This window comes from Paenibacillus eucommiae (assembly GCF_017874215.1).
GTDB lineage: Bacteria > Bacillota > Bacilli > Paenibacillales > NBRC-103111 > Paenibacillus_AI > Paenibacillus_AI eucommiae.
The window spans coordinates 100,027-117,699 of the sequence record NZ_JAGGLB010000020.1; the positions used below are offsets into that span (position 1 = coordinate 100,027).

Consider the following 17,673-nt stretch of genomic DNA (forward strand, 5'->3'; position numbering starts at 1 on the left):
TTCTCAGCCTTTAATAGCACCGATCATAATACCCTTGACGAAATATTTCTGTAAAAAAGGATAGAGCATCAGCACAGGCAGGTTCGCTATGATAATCACGGCATATTTGATCGATTCCGCATTCATCAATTGGCGGGTAAACGTTTCTTCCCCCATTTTCACCATGTCCTGCATCTGGCTTAAAATAAGAATTTCACGCAAAATGAGCTGCAGTGGATATTTTTCCCGATCAGATAAAAAAATCAGTGCATTGAAATACGCATTCCAGTGTCCAACACTATAAAACAACACCATAACAGCAAGGATCGGTACAGATAAAGGCAATACAATCCGGACTAAAAGCTGCATATTCGAGCAGCCGTCGATTTGTGCCGCTTCCTGTACTTCTATAGGAATGGAGGTTTGGAAAAAGGTGCGCATAATGATGATGTTCATCACGGAAACTGCTCCGGGTATGATCATAACAGCAAACGTATTGAGCATGCCCAGCTTTTTAATCAGCAAATAAGTAGGAATCAAGCCGCCGCCAAAAAACATCGTAATAACAAACATAGCCATAATGATATTGCGACCGCGGAAGTCCTTGCGTGATAACGGATAAGCAGCCATCACTGTCATGGCAAGGTTAAGCGCCGTTCCTGCAACCGTATACAGGATCGTGTTCAAATAGCCGGTCACAATATCTTTATTTTGAAATACTTTCGCATAGCCCTGAAGCGTTATCCCTTTTGGCCAAAGCCATACTTCACCGTTAATGACGGCCTCCGGTCTGCTGATGGAGGCAACGACGACAAATAATAACGGATACAGCACAGCAGCAAGCACAAGCAGCAGCAGTATGCCATTGATCACTCCAAATAATCGGTCGCCTGCCGTCTGTCTCATTAACATTTGAGCCTCTCCTTTTTTTACCATAGGCTGGTTTGGCCTACTCTTCTCGCTATAAAATTCACGATAAACAGCAGCATAAAATTGATGACCGCATTGAATAAACCGACCGCAGTGGAGAAGCTGAACTGTGCCCCTAAAATACCCGTACGGTAAACGTAAGTGGAGATGACATCCGAGCTCTCCAGATTGAGGTCATTCTGCATTAGAAACACCTTTTCAAAACCAACTCCGAGAATCGACCCTGTGCTCAATATAAGCAAGATGACGATGGTTGGTCTGATGCCCGGAATATTAATGTGCCAAATGCGCTGCAAGCGTGTCGCCCCATCGACCCTGGCCGCTTCGTGCAGTTGGGGATCGATAGCGGTCAGGGCAGTAATGTAAATAATTGAACTCCATCCCATCTGCTGCCACACATCCGAAAACACATACAACGTTTTGAACCATGCAGGCTCTGTCAGGAAGGAAATAGGATCGCCACCGAACAGGCGGATAAACTGATTGATAAGACCATTTTTCGGTGATAAAAATATCGCGAGCATGCCTACCATAACGACGACGGACAAAAAATGAGGCGCATAAGTAACGGTCTGAACGGTTCGTTTAAAAAATTTACTTCTGACTTCATTAATCATAAGTGCAAGCAGAATAGGCACGGGGAACCCTACAACAAGACCATATAAACCTATTTCCAACGTATTGCGTATAAGACGCTCAAAAAAGTAACTATCGAAAAATCGTTCGAAGTGCTTCAAGCCAACCCAATGACTTCCCCAAATCCCTTTCGTCGCCATGTAATCCTTGAAGGCAATCTGGATTCCGTACATCGGCAAATAGTGAAATACTATAAAATAAAGAAGTACCGGAGAGATCAGTAAGTATAAATCCCAATTTCTGCGAAACGTTCCGCGGTTCAACGTTCGGCTCACCTCCTGCCTGAATTCATTTTCAAAGCCGAAATAACCGCATAGCGTTCTTAAACAGCATGTTTTCCTTATCCGAGATCGGCACGGCAGCATCCAGAATCATCCCGAGCTGGCTTCTCGCATCCATCAAAAATCCGTCCGAGCCAAAGACGATTCTATCTGAGCCCACCTCTCCGACTAGAAAATCAATCAATTTGTTGTTGTACACATCCCCCGCTGTATCCATGTAGACATTGTCATAGGTCCGGGCCAGCTTGATAGTCTGCCTAATGCCATCGATTCTTCCTCCAGCATGCCCGCAGATCAAATTGACAGTAGAATATTTAGCAATATAAGCCTCAAATAGAGGGGGATACGATAATTGCTGGGATGGATTATAGCTCGACGGTGTCCAGGTATGCGACATGATAGGCAGATTGTGAGCGGCAGCAAACTCCCAGGCCGCCTCGTAACGGGGATCGTCAGCACAAACGCCATGCATGGATGGATGCAGCTTCACAGCTCTGAAAATGTTCCCCTCGTAGTACCGCTCCATCACCTTCAAGCTGCGGACAACATCATTCGGATTGAACACGAGATAGCTCAGAATTCTGCCAGCAGACTGTTCATAGGCGGCTATATTGGCCTCCATTCCCTGTTCCAGCTCACCCGTAACAAGACCTATAGAATGAATATTCATGCAAGTTGCAATATGCAGCCGGTCCATGTAATTTAAATATTGTTCAATGGACGTATCATAAAAATGAAACCTCGAATATGTATAGCCAAGATGAAAATGAGCGTCCACGATCATAGGAAATATCACCTTCCTTATTTCTTACCAACCAAATATCCAGGCTTCGTTTATTTCAGAAATCGCTCCATCATCATATCCATAATTTTCAGGGGTTCGTTTGCAGCTCTAAGCTCCTGAAGCTTGTGCTCATCAAGCGTTCCGGCCACTTCGTAGAAGCGGTGTATATAGCGCACTGTTTGAGATAGCGCTTCCAAACCGTTTTCCCTGTATGGGTAAATATCCACTCCGAACCACCCGTCAAAGCCGACCTTCCGCAGCCAATAGAAAAATTCGAGCGTATCCCAGAAATTGACTGTACCAGGCACCATATCATGATCCCAATCCCGATAGTTATCATTAATATGCAAATGAAACAAGCGCTTGTATTTACTAAGCAGGACGGCTGCCTCAGCCGGATTTTCCTTGGCCATAAGCGAATGCCCTACATCCAGAGTCACTCCGATATTAGGAGTCCCCACATCGTTTACGAGAGCTAACGCCACACCCGCATTGGCGATAAAGCAGCGTGCCCGTGGTTCCTTTGATTTGTATTCCACGGTAATTTTTACGTCAGGGCGATATGCAGCCACTTCTTTAAGACTTTCGGCGAGCTGATCCCAAGCCATTGAGTAATCCGATTGAAAGGGATATTCGTATCCGTCCTGCCCAAGCCATAGCTGTACATCAGCAGCTTCGGCCACCCCAGCGAAATCAATCCCTCGCTTGATCAATTCCAAAGCCTCCTTCCGGGTCCTCGGATCGGCAGATGTAAGAGACCCATACTTCCATTTGGCTTGACTGTACATATCGATTTCGACCATCCCTACAACGAGTCCATAGGAAGCCAATTTCTGCTTCGTCTGAACCGGATCCTCGAATTGTGTCGGATAGTCGAATGCGACCCCTGTTAACCCCGGGACTTGTGCTGCAAGCTCTAATTGTTCATCCAAGCTGAGCGGGTCCCGATAACCATTTCTTACAAAGCGGTCATTACATGTAGAAAACGATGTCAATCCAGAATCAATCTTAAGCATTTGCACTCTCTCCTTCAGCTTATTTATGAAATACTTGCTCCAGCGTTGCCTCAAAAATATTCAACAATTCGTCAACTTCTTCCTGCTTGACAACTAGCGGCGGCTTAATTTTCAACAAATTTTTACGATATCCTCCGGTACCCAGAATAATCCCCTTCTCAAGTCCTACATTACGGATTTGCACAGCTTTCTCCAAAGAAAGCGGACGCTTGGTATCGGCGTCCTCGATCATTTCCAAACCGATATGGAGGCCGATCTGCCGAATGTCACCGATTTGCTCAAACCGCTTCGACATTGCCCTCGCACTTTCAGCAATGTACGCGCCCATTTTGCGCGTATTGTCGAGAATATTATCACGTTCGATAATCTCAATCTGCTTCAGCGCAGCTACTTGCGATACTGAATTATTGGCGAAGGTGTGCAATTCCTCGGCATGCATTTCAAAGCCCTGCAGACGGTCGTGGATAATGATAGCCGCTATCGGAAAGCCTGCACCCAGAGCTTTACCAAGTACGATAATGTCCGGCTCAACCCCATAATAATCAGCTGCATAAAATTCTCCGATCCGGCAATAGGTCTGAATCTCGTCGAATATGAGCAAGGCCCCGAATTCATCGCAAATTTCCCTTACCTTTTGCAAATACGATTTCGGACATGGAATTTGTCCGCCACTAGCCTGGATCGGCTCGATAATCACTCCGGCAACAGGCCCGTTGACGCCCATTTCCATCGTCTTTCGCAGCATATCGGCACACTGCTGGGCACAAGTCTCGGGATTATGCCCGAAATGGCAGCGATAGCAATAAGGATTAGGAACACGGATAAAGTTGCTGTTGATATTGTGCATGAAATGCTTAACACCCGTAAATTGTCCAGATGCTTGCGTCGCTGTCCATGAAGCTCCCGCTGTTGTCAACGTACTGCCGTGATAGGCGTCCCACAGTGTAATGAAATGCTTGGCTTCCGGCTTATTCTTCATGGCAATTTTCATCGCTGCCTCAATAGCAGATCCGCCTCCTACAGTAAAGGAAACGCGGTTTAAATGTTTGGGTGCCAAGCTTGCCAGCTTCTGAGCCAGGCTGTATCTGGGCATGGTATGAAAGCCTTGATGAATATGAGAAAAATAGGACATTTGTTCATTAACCACCTGCCTGATCTCATCATGGGCATAACCCAGATACATCGCCCAGCTCTGCGAGGTACAATCGATATAGCTTTTGCCATTGCTATCTGTCACTCTGACTCCTTTGCCCTTGACCAGACAAGGTCCCGGGGTACCCCCTCCCACCATAACGTGACGCCCAAACTCCTCCATTTGATCGGCTGATGTAGAATAAATGCGTTCAAGTAATGAATCCATGAGTCATAACCACCTTGTCAGTTTTTTATAACTTACTTATAATTTAGTTTCATTTGTATTATAATTAATAAATAAAATAATATCAATATAAATATTTATAACCCTTTTTAGCAAAGTACTTTTAAGATATTTTGATTTATGATAAGATATGAGCTATATTTCGACCGATCCGGAAAGGAGAACTCCCTTGGCTGCATTAGAGGTATTAAGCATCGATTTAGGGGCAAGCAATGGCAGAGGCATCTTAGCCTCATTTGACGGACAAACCATGAAGCTTCAGGAAGTTCATCGTTTTGTGAACGAACCGGTAGTGATCTTCTCCCATTTATATTGGGATACCTTTCATTTATATAAAGAAGTGCTGAACTGTCTTCGGGCAGCCAGCCAGACATCCTCCAACCTGATCTCACTGGGCATCGACGGTTGGTCGCAGGATTTCGGCCTATTGGATAAACAGGGACATCTGCTCGGACTGCCCCGTCATTACCGCGATCCAAGGACGCAGCATATCCCTAAGCAAGCTTTTCTCAAAATGCCCGCGGAAGAACTGTTCTCCGTTACTGGCAAAGTACCAAGCAGTGTCTGCACTCTATTTCAACTGTTAGCGATGAAAGAAAGTGAGCCAGCGGCACTTGAAAATAGCAGCAGCTTATTGTTCATGCCTAATCTGCTCGGTTACTACTTAACTGGTGAAATCAATTGTGATGTTACCCTGGCATCAGCCTCCGCGCTGTATAACGCGCAAGAGCGCAGCTGGAGTGATTCCATTCTGCGCACTTTTGGCCTGCCCCAGCTAATGCCTGCCATTAGCCCTCCGGGTCATACAATCGGCTGCGTTAGGGAGGATGTGAAGCAGCATGCGGGCATCAGCGGGAGCATCAACCTGCCCCTCATTTCCGTCGCCCAGCACGATACGATTTCCGCCATATTGGCAGTTGAAGCGAAAAACAGGCCTCGTGTCGCTTATATCAGCTGCGGCACATGGTCTGTCGTGGGCATAACTGCTGCACTCCCGATCCTGAGCGACAGCGCAATGAAAGAAAATTTCTGCAGTGAAGCCGGGTATTATGAAGATACGACGTTTGTGGTTAAATATTTGACAGGCTTGTGGATCTTACAGGAATGTATACGGGAGTGGAGCCTCTCAGGAAAAGGCTTTGATTATGAGCAGGTGCAGAAGGCTGCTGAGACAAGTGGCTTCCGTTCCCATATTGATGTGCAGAACGATGCCTTTAGCTCTCCCGGGAACATGCCAGGCAAAATAGTAGACTACTGCAAGCTAACAGGCCAACGGCAGCCGCAAAATGAAATTGAAATATTCATGACCATTATGAAGGGGCTTGCCCTTCAATATGCCGAAACGGTGGAGGAACTGCAGGCGCTGACAGGGCAGCGTATCCAAGAGATTCACATGATCGGCGGCGGTTCCCGGAACGCTTATTTATGTAAGCTGACTGCGCAGCATTCTGGCACCAGGGTTGTAGCAGGCCCGCATGAAGCAAGCGCCGTGGGCAATGCCCTCGTCCAGCTTATCGCCCATGGTGAAATCAACGGGATACGGGAAGCAGCACAAGTGATGCAGCAATCTTTTCAATACAAGGAGTATTATTAATTGAAAAGATACTTTAAACCAAATATAATAGACTTATAACAAAAATGCTTTCATTTAGAAAGGTAAGAGTGTAACCATGCTATCTGCGTCCAAGAGAAGAGAAGAAATATTTGAGTTGATTCATAAAGAAAAGCAGGTCCGCGTCTCTGATCTGAAAGATATTTTCTCCACCTCGGGGGTGACGATCCGCAGCGACCTGATTTATTTGGAGAATAAGGGATTGATTGAACGCAACTTCGGAACGGTCAGCCTGAAAGAAAACCAACTAAAAGATGTGTTCGACGAAAGTCATATTAAAAATTTGACGGAGAAAAAAAAGATCGGTGATTATGCGGTAAATCTCGTGGCGGAGAATGAATCGATCATGATTTATACAGGCAGCACATCGCTCCAGATTGCCAAAGGCCTGAAGGATCACAAAAATTTGATTGTTGTTACCAATTCGATCATTACCGCCTATGAGCTCGGTAAAAATCCATACATCAAAACAATTATGCTGGGTGGCTATTATAATCCTGATACTAACGCTGTATTCGGGTATCATGCCATTCAACAGTTGAGTGATTATAAGCTCGATAAGCTTTTTTTGTCGGTGGACGGCATTAGCGGGAGCGGTGGAGTCACATCGGAGCATCCGTACGAAACTGAAATATGCAGGGCTATGATCAATAATGCTGCCCAGGTCATTGTGACCGCAGACTTTAGCAAGGTAGGCGTATCCCGATTTATCCAAATCGCTGATCTGAGCGAAATCGACATGCTCATAACGGATGATAAAGCTCCTGTAGACGAGTTGAAAAAAATCGAGGAGCTTTCGGTCAAAGTCGTAGCAGTCTGACGAAAGGGAACAGTGCGGGATTTGTATGAGTGACGTATGAGAGACGTTTAAATCTAATATGTGTCTCGTTTAAGTATCGATTCTCGGATGAAATCCGAGTAAACTCGTGTGAACTTAGAAGGAGGTTGTTTATCTTGAGTATACAATTGACGGAATTGATTGAATCCTATCGGGGAAATAAAGCAAAATACCGTTTCTTTGATCTCAACTGCTGGAGTGCATCAACCGGGGAGGGGCAGCTAACGCCTCTTACCGGCCTAGAAGTACTCATCAGGGAGCTTGGAAGCCACCACATTCACGACGTCTTGATAACTAACCCACAATGCCTCGATTACAACGCCGGGGTCGGCAATGAGCAGCTTATCGAACAAATATCCGGCTCTGCTTCGGTGTACGGGGCGATCATCTGGGCTCCCGAGCTGGCGGCTTCACGCCAGCACATCGCCGGCTATCTCGATCGGATGATCGCACACAACATAGCTGCTGTGCGCATGTTTCCGAAGAAATTAAACTACAGCCTGCAGAAATGGCAGGTTGGCGATGTGCTCCTTGAGATGGAAGCGAGACGGCTGCCGCTTATCCTCTGGCACATGGAAGCAAGCTGGGAGACGGTCCATGATATTTGCACACAGTACCCGAAGCTTCCCGTCATCATTGAAGGGAACGACCAGAAGCTGCTCTATCACAACCGCTACTTCATTCGGCTGCTCGAAATGTGCCCTAATCTGTATATCGAAACCCATAACCTGATTCAACATGGCGGCGTGGAATATCTTGTCAATGACCGGGCTATTGATCGTCTGATTTTCGGCTCCTATTTCCCTTACAATGACCCGAACAGCGCCATGATGATGATCACCGAGGCCGACATCCCCGAGGAAGCCAAGTTCAACATTGCCGGCGGACATTTACGCCGATTAATCGGTCAAATCCATCCTAAACCTTAAAAGTATGCACAATCTTTCGCAATGCTTCCGCCTGCTCCGATAGTACTTCTGCAGCCGCGGATACCTCTTCAAATGTTGCCAGCTGCTGCTCTACAGCCGCAGACACATTCTGTGAGCTGCTAGCTGCCTGGCTTGAGGATCGCGACATTTCCTGCAGGGATGCGGAAACCTCCTGCGAGCTGGCAGACATTTGCTCGGCTGCGCCGGAAGCCTCTTGCATCTGATCGACGATTCCTTTTACAGAATCAACGATCTGATTGAACAACTGGCCGCTCTCCATAATCGATGCAACACCTTGTGAAACCTCTGCTTGCGTTTTAACCATAACCTCCACGGCATCAACAATATCACTCTGAACTTGTTCTACCATAACATTGATCTGCTGCGAGGAGCTGCTCGACTGCTGGGCAAGCTTCTTCACTTCTGCCGCAACTACTGCGAAGCCCCTTCCTTCCTCCCCTGCCCTGGCAGCTTCAATAGAAGCATTCAAGGATAATAGATTCGTCTGGTCCGCAAATTCAGATATCGCAGATGTAATGACTCCAATTTCTTCTGACCTTACCTGAAGCCCCTTAATTACATCCGAGAGCTCTTCGAAGGTAGTGTTGACTTTATTTATCGTCGCCACAGACTGTTCAATGGAACGGTAGCCCTTATCTGCTTGTTCAGCAGTCATTAATGAAAGTTCCAGTACAGACGATGAAGTATCTGAAATCCGCTGAATCCCCAGCGTCATCTCTTCCATACTCTTGGAGCTTTCTTCCGTGTTCTGCGCCTGATGATCCACTCCGTCCGCTATATCCTGAATCGATTCAGCAATCTGACGAGAGGTTTGTGTGGTTTCTACTGCAGACCTGACCAGCTCTGAGGATGAAGCACCCACATGCTCAGATGTGGATATAGCCTGAGTCACCAAGGACTTCAAGTTGCGGTTCATCGTATTAAAGTGTTCGGCCAGTTGGCCAATCTCATCCTGACTTACAACCTTAAGGTCATCCAGTGAAAGATCCCCTTCAGCAATTCTTTGCGTTTGTCTGGTGATGAGCTTCAGCGGTCTGGCTATCCGGTTTGCACTCCACAAAACAAGGGCTGAGCCTACAACTATACAAGCCAAAAGTGTAATTAAAATAGCTTTAATAATTTTGGCCTGCCCCATATTGTAATCCTGCATATAGGAGCCCGCTGCTATGACCCAATTCCAATTAGGGTCCAACTGGGCGTATGACACCTTCAACGCTTCTTTCTTCTCATTGGGGAGCGGCCACATATAATAAGTGAACCCGCCGCCAGTTTTAGCTTTGGCAATCATATCCTGAATGTAGAAAACGCCGTCCGACGACTGCTTGTCCCATATGTTGTCACCTTCAGAATTAGGATGCGCCATAAGCAGACCTTCTTGATCAAGCACAAAGAAATAGCCATTATCGCCTAGGTCAATAGACTTATTTATTTCGCGCTTCCCATCCTCTTTTTTCTGGCCCAGCAAAATCTGCTTCATCTCTTCCTGAGCTTGTTCCAGCGTAATCTCTCCTGAATCCACCTTTTTGTTCATTAAATCTAGAATCACAGCTGCATACTGGACGTTATGCTTCAAATCCTTCTCAATTAATTGATTCGTTTCTGTTTTGCTGACCTGATAGCTAACCACGCCTATAATTAATGTAGGGATAATCAATAAAATAATACAAAACCCGACCATTTTCGTTCTAATACTTGTAATTTTAAAATTCATGTCTTCATCCAAACTCCTCTCTTGATGATCCAATTCATTTGTCGAATCTTTAGTCAATATGTACTACTTATTTCACTAGTCCATTCAAAGCTAACATCGCTTTCGCCATATTCTATCATGCTTTATACCTACCTGTCGAACCTAGTCGACAAGCTAAATGTGAAGGTTTTGAAAACATACTCATAAAAGAAAAACGTCTTGCGACGTCCTTTGAGGAGTATGTTCATTACGATGGTGCATAGAGAGAGGGAATGGCTGTGGGCTCCAGCCGCTGTTAAAGATTCGTTCCCTTGATTGGAATGGATGGGGAGGTTGGAACAAATCTTTAAAGGCGGACGAATTGCACGAACCCCAAGTTCAAACGGACAGCCAGCAAGGTTTTCTTCTTGATTGGAGGAAATTTCCTAACGGACGCGAGCGCCGGGAATGCAGCGGCGCACAGCTGAGAAAGATCTGCTACTTTAACGATGTTTTTCATCGCTAAAAGCACCCGGTCGCCTCAACAACCTTCCTTTAACGATGAACATCGTTAAAATCCCTTTTTAGCACCCAGTGTGGCCATCCGCCCACTTTTAACGATGAAAAACATCACTAACGTGACAGATTGAGCGGAAACACTTCCTTTAACGATGAAAAACATCGTTAAGTGAAGCACGCTCCACTCCTCCCCGGGGAGCAGCGTCAAAAAGTAGCAATAGCTTCTCCTCCCACAACAAAAAAATGGACAGGGCGTCAGAAGCAAATCTCCTGATCACTCTATCCATTATTTAGGTGGGTTTAAAACCGATGATTTAAGTCAGTTGAATTTCTTTGCCCAGCTTTGCAGATTCGTATATGGCACTCAATATTTTAATCATATCGACGCCGTGCTCCGGTTTAAAAATCGGCTCCTGACGCCCCATCACAACATCGACGAAATGGTGGATGTTATCTCCGTGTCCATTGCCCTTTCTGGAAATTTGCGGCTGTATATTACACAACGTCCCCTCAATTTCCGTAAACAGCTTCAATTCTTCGTTATTCAAGCTGAAGCCCGCTTTCGTCCCCCGCAGCTCAACAAACTGGGTCTCCTGTTCAATGTTGGACGCCCAGCTGAACTCGATTTGCAGCGTCGCTCCATTAGCAAACCGGATAAATCCGGTGGCCAGATCCTCTACATCGAAGATGCCCTCGGCATTTTTTGAACCGAATTCACTATGCTCTGAATCACTCAATTCGGTTTCCGCGAATTTCGTATATACTGCGCCGCTGACGGCTACTGGCTTCGGATTCCCCATGAACCAGACAGCCAGGTCGATCATATGGACGCCCAGATCAATGAGGGGCCCTCCTCCCGACAGCTCCTTCGTTGTAAACCAGCCACCCTTGCCGGGAATGCCTCTCCTGCGGATCCACCCGCATCTGCCTGTATAGCTTTCTCCCATATGCCCTTTCTCTACATAGGCTTTAAGAAATTGGGCAACCGAGCGAAAACGGTTGTTACGCATAACCATAAGCACCTTGCCGCTTTCCTTTGCCGCCTCGGCCATTTTTACCGCTTCCTCCGCGCTGACGGCATCCGGTTTCTCGCAAAATACGTGTTTACCCGACTGCAAGGCTGCCACCGCCACTTCGGAGTGATACAAGTTCGGTGTACAGATGTTAATAATGTCCAGATCGTCTCGAGCCAGCATATCCCGGTAATCTTCATATACATCGGAAATCCCCTGCTCGTCAGCAATCTTCTGCGCCACTTCGATGTTCGTATCACACAAAGCTACAAGCTCCACATCCGAATTCAACAGCCACGCAGGCAAATGAACCCCTTTGAACATACTTCCTGTTCCGACCGCTCCAACCTTCAATTTAGACTTGGACATTTGATGCACCCCCGCTTTTTTGCAAGTAATATGGTTTCATGGTTTCATGGTTTCATGGTTTCATGGTTTCATGGTTTCATGGTTTCATGCTTTCATGCTTTCATAGGTTCATGCTTTCATGGGTTCATCGTTTCTTATGTTCATTCGTGATCGGTTCCAGCGCAGGAGCCGGACCAGGGAAATTGCTAATAGGCTTAAGCTCGGGCTCGGGCGCTGCCCAACGCACCCCATTGGAGATAATGCGCAGGACGGTAGGATGGTGAAAGGTTGGGTACGTTTCATGACCAGGGCGGAAATAAAAGATTTTGCCCTGTCCACGCCGGAACGTGCATCCGCTGCGGAACACTTCGCCGCCCTGAAACCAGCTGAGAAACACCAATTCATCCGGATCGGGAATGTCAAAAAACTCGCCGTACATTTCCTCCTGCTCCAGCTCGAAATAACGGTCCACGCCCTGTGCGATCGGATGGGCAGGATTCACGACCCACAGCCTTTCCTTTTCGTCGGCTACTCTCCAGTTAAGCAAGCAGGATGTGCCCATCAGCTTCCTGAATATTTTCGAATAATGGCTGGAATGCAGTGCTATGAGTCCCATACCTTGAAGCACTCTGGCATAAATCTTATCTACGATAGCATCATCTACTTCCTCGTGATCGCAATGCCCCCACCAAATAAGGACATCGGTATCCCGCAGGACATCATCCGTCAACCCGTGTTCCGGCTCGTTCATCGTTGCCGTCCGGATCGAATAGCCGTCTTGGGCTATTCCACTCGCAATCGCTCCGTGTATCCCTTTTGGATAAATGGCAGCTACCCTCTCATCGCGACGCTCATGACTATTCTCGTTCCAAATCGTCACCCGAACCACTATCCAAGCACTTCCTCTCTTCCGACACACTTTATTTAATCTTTAAGTTTATTGGGCATGATCGGTTTCAATTGACGAACAAATTAATGTACAAACATTATCCAGTGCGGATTTATGAAAAAGAAACTAATTTCCCTTCACCAGGCCTTAACTCCAGTGCCAGTGAGCCCTGCTCAGGATGCAATACGGTTTTTTGTCCGTTTTCCCAAACGCTTACGGGCTCCTCCGATTTACGCAGCCATATGTTCAGGGAGCAAGACTCCTGAAAGCTTTCGTTTACAACCAATGCGTAAGCGTTATCGTCAGCATCGTGAAAACATCCGATAACAGCCGGATCACCCTCGATCCGTAGTATAGGAGCGAATTCCGTCAGCCCGCCTTCGATCGGTGGTGATACTTTACCATGGGACAGCACGCCGATCGAGGTTAAATGAATGAGAACTTCTCCAAGCGGCGCAATCTCGCGATTGAGCGTCTGCACTTCGTCATAGTGCCGGGTTTTGTTGCCTGACCTGTCGATCATGCCGGGGCAGAACGTTTCATTTCCATCCTCAGGTGTCCAATACGTAAAATACTGAATCCCCTTAGCTCCAAAAGCCAGGCTTGTGTAAACCTGCCAGCGTATTTCCGCTTCCAAAGGATCCCGGCTCCATTCATTATAGGACAGCGTCTGAATAAACAACCAGAATGGGACTTTGCTCCGTAACACGGCTTCTCTAATAATCCCCAGGTTCTCATAGTAATCCTTCGTAATCGTCAGCTCTCTGTCAGGCCGAAGATCAATAAAAGGATAATGATCGTAAGATAAAATATCAGGCTTGAACTGCTCCATGAACAATCTCACATACTCATCGTACTCACCACCCAGCTGTTCATTTGAAGCATAGGTAGGAAATAAATTGACATAAGCGAGCCCTTGAGGAGCTGCTTCCTGATAAACCGCTTTCAAATCTCTCAGCTTTCCGAATTGGGCAATGTTGGGCTCATCCATGAACAAATGGCCAGCGTAAGCCGGGTGGCTGGAAAATTCCGTAACGTATGGCCCGACCTTATCCAGTTCGTTTGCGGGGAGTGCTACCAGCCGGGGGTCGCAAACCAGATACTGCAAGCCGTTATCGTGCGCGGCAGCAAGAGCTCTGTGAATATGAGCGGTTCCGCCATCATACTCTGTCAGACCGAGAACAAATGTAAATCCCGCATCTTTTATTTCACGGTAACGTTCCGTCGTAATTTCATGATTAGGCGGCGGTACAAACAATCCGATCGGAATTCCTTCTTGTTTAATAAGTAACTTTTGGGTTGATTCGCTCATTGTCAAACACCTCCGATTAATGATTAATCTGGCATGACTTTTCCTGACTGCTTCAGCTAGAGCTAAATAGGCCTCACAATTGACCTACCCTTGAACTATAGTTACCACGGATCGTGACCCAACAGCTTGCGGCCCAGCTCCGTCAACTTCGCCGGTTCTGTTCCCGGAAGTCTTTCCCAACCCCGGGGATCATCTGATATGGACGAAGATCCTGTTCGGTTTCGCCAGCTTGCTACCGCATCTTCCCTGATCACACCAGGAGCGGCGGGAAACATCGTGATGTATTGTGCGAGCCGCGGCTCGGTCGTATAGTTTTGCCCGTTGCCATGCGCGAGCAGACCGTCCCATATGAGTAAATCGCCAGCCTCTCCGGGAATCGCGACGATTTCATGCCCCGTTGTATCGGGAAGGGTCGGATGACGATCCGCGGGCTGAGTCTTGATCCAGTTTTCGAAATCGCGGTAAATGCTAGGAACACATTGAAAACCACCCTGATTGGCTGCTGTGTCAGCCAGATACAATACCCCTTGAACAAAGCGGGGCCTCGACAGCGGAAAAGTCAGATTCGATGTATCCGTATCCCAATGAATAAAGCCGGTATTGAATTGCGTAAAGTCATCGCGCCGTGGAGGCTTCATATTTACACGATCAATGCTGACCCACAGCTTCTCCTCCTCAAGCAATTCAGCAAACGCCTGATACAGCCTTGGATTTTGCCGGTTGTCCCACATCGCCTGATGATGGTACAGAGGCAGCATTCCTTCCTGCTGATGCTTCCAGAAGGTGTCCATCCCTGCAGCTGGGCGGTACCAGCTTTCAGGATCATCCGGCTGCTGGCCGGTAAACTGCCAAATCGCCTCGATCAAGTTGTCGCAGTTTGACTTCGGCACCACACCTTTAACGACAATATAACCATTCGTATGGAAAAAATCCCGCATTTCCGGAGTTATTACTTCTCCCATTTTCAACACATCCTTTACCGAATTTGTCAATAAACTCGTACAAGAATTCACGTATTGCATCGACATCGAGATAGCACCCGGGTGATATTGTTTTCAAATAGCACCTTGTTTCAATCTGTTCAAAACCGTAAGTGCATGGGCATCCTCCTGCTTGGGCAATTTAATGAAGCTCGCGATTATTCATGCCGAGTGTGTAGTAAAAACCAAGGGGTAAATGCTATAGGCTTAGAGTTATTTTCGCGATCCGCATTAATTAATTTAATCATAAAGATAACACCTTTTTTTGTAAAGAGTTTTTTGCGATTCTTTAACTTTCTGGGTGGAAATTTTTAGTTTAATCAAACCAACATGAATGCTCGGATATACCTTCCCCAGTCATACAATCCCTAAATACGATCTACAACTCTAAATAAGATTAGAAAAAAGTTTGCGGCATCCTTTGATCAGCGTGTTCGTGACTTGGGTGCGTTGCGGAGGAAATGGCTGTGGGTTCCAGCCGCTGTTAAAGATTTGTTCCCTTGAATGGTATACATGAGGAGGTAGGAACAAATCGGACGCTACCGCTCTTCCGCCCACAGCCATTCCCTCTCTTTACCTACAATCGCACGAACACCAAGCTCAAACGGACAGCCAGCAAGGGTCCTTCTCTTAGTTAGAGGAGATTTCCTAGCGGGTGATGGAGCTGTAGATGAAGAACCCGCACAGCTGAGAGAAGCTCATGCTTTAACGATTTATTTTCATCGTTAAAAGCATCAGTTCCTCTCCACATCCTTGCTTTAACGATGAAAAACATCGTTAAAAACCCTTCTAACCCCCCTGAGAGGCCATCCGCACTCTTTTAACGATGAAAATCATCGTTAACGTAACGGATTGACCTGGAATTCTTTTTTTAACGATGAAAAACATCGTTAAATGGCGTACGCCTCATTTCAGCGGAGGGCGGGCTGCTACTAACGTGCATCCTCCCCTGATCCCTTCCCGCTCAGCCAAAAAGTGCCGAACCTGCCACGATCAAATGGATAACGGACTGCCAGTAGAATTTACTTTCCTGAGGGAGAGGGATAGTGGCGATAGGGAAATCTGTGCTTCCTTTCTGATTCTCTTGGTCGATGAACAAGTCCCACCGAACACTTCATCACTATAAAGCTGCACCATACGACTGATCCCTTTCACTCTAGGCATCACCCCAAAACTTATACTTTAATAAAAACCACAAAAAAATGGATAGAGCAGCAGAAGTTATCCTTCTGATCACTCTATCCATTATTTTTGCGTATGAGGGATATGTCCGTATTTAACTTCTTTATTTTTTCAACATTTCAAAAACTTGTTCAACGTCTTTATCCCCGCGCCCGGACAAATTGACGATAATAATCTGCTCTTTGCCCATCGTCGGAGCCAGCTTCTTCGCATAAGCAAGCGCATGCGCGCTTTCAAGCGCGGGAATGATGCCCTCGGTATGGGACAGCTCCTGGAATGCTGCCAGCACCTCTTCATTCGTTACCGTCACGTAATCGGCACGGCCGGAAACTTTCAGATGGCTGTGCTCTGGTCCAATACCCGGATAGTCCAGTCCGGCTGCAATCGAATACGTTGGCTTGGGATTACCCTCCTCATCGAGCAGCACCAAACATTTAAATCCGTGAATCGTTCCTGGCACACCTTCTGTCAAAGTAGGGGCCTTATCAGGCTCGACGCCGATTAAGCGGACTGAGGGCTCGTCCAAATAATGAGCGAAAGCGCCTATCGCATTGCTGCCTCCGCCTACACAGGCCAAAACAGCATCAGGCAGTTTTCCTTCCTTCTCCAGAATTTGGCGCTTGGATTCCTCGCTGACAACGGACTGGAAATGCTTGACCATTGTCGGGAACGGATGGGGACCTACTGCCGAGCCGAGCAAATAGAAGGTGTTCTTATAATTTTGAACAAGATCTCCTAATGCCTCATCAACCGCATCCTTCAGGCGAGCCTGCCCTTTCGTAACCGGCACAACCTTCGCCCCAAGCAGCTCCATCCGGAAAACATTCAATGATTGGCGCTGCATATCCTCTGCACCCATATAGATAAAGCAGTCCATATTAAACATGGCGCAGGCCGTTGCAGTAGCCACCCCGTGCTGGCCGGCTCCCGTTTCGGCAATCACCCTTTTGGCTCCCATGCGTTTAGCCAGCAGAATCTGACCGATAACGTTATTAATCTTGTGAGCTCCAGTATGGTTTAAATCTTCTCTTTTTAAATATATTTTAGCTCCGCCCCAAGCATCTGTCAGCCTTTCAGCAAAAGTCAGCGGATTTTCCCGGCCCACATACTCGCGCAGATAATAATGGAATTCCTCAATAAATTCGGCATCGTCCTTGTATTTATAAAATTGAGCGCTCAAGTAATTCAACACTTCTTGAAGATCAGGTGGTACGAAGCTTCCTCCGAACTCACCAAAATAACCTTCTTGCAACTCTTCACTCATCGTACGCAGCTCCCCACTTTAGAATAATTAGAATAATGATGCTTCTATTCATCTTATAAAATGAGGAGATACTCTGTCAAAACAATTCGGAGA

General features: G+C 46.8%; 15 protein-coding genes. 3 read left to right on the forward strand and 12 right to left on the reverse strand.

Going from position 1 to position 17,673, the window contains the following annotated elements:
• Positions 1-3: 3 nt before the first annotated feature.
• The 5 genes from J2Z66_RS25515 to J2Z66_RS25535 are packed head-to-tail and all read right to left on the reverse strand — an operon-like array spanning position 4 to position 4,986.
• On the reverse strand, positions 4-885 hold the full coding sequence (locus J2Z66_RS25515) for a carbohydrate ABC transporter permease (RefSeq protein WP_209975636.1): 882 nt from the start codon (positions 883-885) through the stop codon (positions 4-6).
• 23 nt (positions 886-908) lie between these two features.
• Positions 909-1,808, reverse strand: coding sequence for an ABC transporter permease (locus J2Z66_RS25520; protein ID WP_245375832.1), 900 nt, complete (start codon positions 1,806-1,808; stop codon positions 909-911).
• A 31-nt stretch (positions 1,809-1,839) separates the two neighbouring features.
• Positions 1,840-2,610, reverse strand: coding sequence for an amidohydrolase family protein (locus J2Z66_RS25525; protein WP_209975559.1), 771 nt, complete (start codon positions 2,608-2,610; stop codon positions 1,840-1,842).
• A 50-nt stretch (positions 2,611-2,660) separates the two neighbouring features.
• The gene (locus J2Z66_RS25530; RefSeq protein ID WP_209975560.1) at positions 2,661-3,626 is read right to left on the reverse strand and encodes a sugar phosphate isomerase/epimerase family protein; all 966 of its coding nucleotides are present in this window, start codon (positions 3,624-3,626) and stop codon (positions 2,661-2,663) included.
• Positions 3,627-3,645: 19 nt separating this feature from the next.
• Positions 3,646-4,986, reverse strand: coding sequence for an aspartate aminotransferase family protein (locus J2Z66_RS25535; RefSeq protein ID WP_209975561.1), 1,341 nt, complete (start codon positions 4,984-4,986; stop codon positions 3,646-3,648).
• Positions 4,987-5,173: 187 nt separating this feature from the next.
• On the opposite strand from J2Z66_RS25535, the gene J2Z66_RS25540 reads away from it, so the two are divergent.
• The 3 genes from J2Z66_RS25540 to J2Z66_RS25550 all read left to right on the forward strand — a co-directional run bounded on the left by J2Z66_RS25540 (position 5,174) and on the right by J2Z66_RS25550 (position 8,383).
• The gene (locus J2Z66_RS25540; RefSeq protein WP_209975562.1) at positions 5,174-6,598 is read left to right on the forward strand and encodes a rhamnulokinase; all 1,425 of its coding nucleotides are present in this window, start codon (positions 5,174-5,176) and stop codon (positions 6,596-6,598) included.
• A 76-nt stretch (positions 6,599-6,674) separates the two neighbouring features.
• A complete protein-coding gene (locus J2Z66_RS25545) occupies positions 6,675-7,436 on the forward strand; it encodes a DeoR/GlpR family DNA-binding transcription regulator (RefSeq protein ID WP_281068889.1) in 762 nt (253 codons plus the stop codon).
• Between the two features lie 134 nt (positions 7,437-7,570).
• Complete coding sequence (locus J2Z66_RS25550) at positions 7,571-8,383, forward strand: amidohydrolase family protein (RefSeq protein WP_209975564.1); 813 nt, start codon at positions 7,571-7,573, stop codon at positions 8,381-8,383.
• On the opposite strand, the gene J2Z66_RS25555 is transcribed toward J2Z66_RS25550, so the two are convergent.
• From J2Z66_RS25555 to trpB, 7 genes are all read right to left on the reverse strand, one after another.
• Positions 8,373-10,115 carry a methyl-accepting chemotaxis protein gene (locus J2Z66_RS25555; protein ID WP_209975565.1) on the reverse strand — a complete coding sequence of 581 codons (1,743 nt, stop codon included), beginning with the start codon at positions 10,113-10,115 and terminating at the stop codon, positions 8,373-8,375. The genes J2Z66_RS25550 and J2Z66_RS25555 overlap by 11 nt on opposite strands.
• A gap of 325 nt (positions 10,116-10,440) precedes the next feature.
• A complete protein-coding gene (locus J2Z66_RS25560; RefSeq protein ID WP_209975566.1) occupies positions 10,441-10,593 on the reverse strand; it encodes a hypothetical protein in 153 nt (50 codons plus the stop codon).
• Positions 10,594-10,906: 313 nt separating this feature from the next.
• Positions 10,907-11,974 carry a Gfo/Idh/MocA family protein gene (locus J2Z66_RS25565; RefSeq protein WP_209975567.1) on the reverse strand — a complete coding sequence of 356 codons (1,068 nt, stop codon included), beginning with the start codon at positions 11,972-11,974 and terminating at the stop codon, positions 10,907-10,909.
• A gap of 124 nt (positions 11,975-12,098) precedes the next feature.
• Entirely contained in the window at positions 12,099-12,842 is a 744-nt protein-coding gene (locus tag J2Z66_RS25570) for a ThuA domain-containing protein (protein ID WP_209975568.1), read from the reverse strand.
• 112 nt (positions 12,843-12,954) lie between these two features.
• The gene (locus J2Z66_RS25575) at positions 12,955-14,154 is read right to left on the reverse strand and encodes a beta-galactosidase (RefSeq protein ID WP_209975569.1); all 1,200 of its coding nucleotides are present in this window, start codon (positions 14,152-14,154) and stop codon (positions 12,955-12,957) included.
• Between the two features lie 101 nt (positions 14,155-14,255).
• Positions 14,256-15,116, reverse strand: a complete 861-nt coding sequence (locus J2Z66_RS25580) for a phytanoyl-CoA dioxygenase family protein (protein WP_209975570.1) — start codon at positions 15,114-15,116, stop codon at positions 14,256-14,258.
• Between the two features lie 1,303 nt (positions 15,117-16,419).
• Entirely contained in the window at positions 16,420-17,580 is a 1,161-nt protein-coding gene (trpB, locus tag J2Z66_RS25585) for a tryptophan synthase subunit beta (protein ID WP_209975571.1), read from the reverse strand.
• Positions 17,581-17,673 lie beyond the last annotated feature (93 nt).

Excerpts from the sequence above, each read along its gene's own strand:
- J2Z66_RS25515 (WP_209975636.1), bottom strand. The coding sequence starts at position 885 with ATGAGACAGACGGCAGGCGACCGATTATTTGGAGTGATCAATGGCATA.
- J2Z66_RS25525 (WP_209975559.1), bottom strand. The coding sequence starts at position 2,610 with ATGATCGTGGACGCTCATTTTCATCTTGGCTATACATATTCGAGGTTT.
- J2Z66_RS25530 (WP_209975560.1), bottom strand. The coding sequence starts at position 3,626 with ATGCTTAAGATTGATTCTGGATTGACATCGTTTTCTACATGTAATGAC.
- J2Z66_RS25535 (WP_209975561.1), bottom strand. The coding sequence starts at position 4,986 with ATGGATTCATTACTTGAACGCATTTATTCTACATCAGCCGATCAAATG.
- J2Z66_RS25545 (WP_281068889.1), top strand. The coding sequence starts at position 6,675 with ATGCTATCTGCGTCCAAGAGAAGAGAAGAAATATTTGAGTTGATTCAT.
- J2Z66_RS25555 (WP_209975565.1), bottom strand. The coding sequence starts at position 10,115 with ATGAATTTTAAAATTACAAGTATTAGAACGAAAATGGTCGGGTTTTGT.
- J2Z66_RS25560 (WP_209975566.1), bottom strand. The coding sequence starts at position 10,593 with ATGAAAAACATCGTTAAAGTAGCAGATCTTTCTCAGCTGTGCGCCGCT.
- J2Z66_RS25565 (WP_209975567.1), bottom strand. The coding sequence starts at position 11,974 with ATGTCCAAGTCTAAATTGAAGGTTGGAGCGGTCGGAACAGGAAGTATG.
- J2Z66_RS25575 (WP_209975569.1), bottom strand. The coding sequence starts at position 14,154 with ATGAGCGAATCAACCCAAAAGTTACTTATTAAACAAGAAGGAATTCCG.
- J2Z66_RS25580 (WP_209975570.1), bottom strand. The coding sequence starts at position 15,116 with ATGGGAGAAGTAATAACTCCGGAAATGCGGGATTTTTTCCATACGAAT.
- trpB (WP_209975571.1), bottom strand. The coding sequence starts at position 17,580 with ATGAGTGAAGAGTTGCAAGAAGGTTATTTTGGTGAGTTCGGAGGAAGC.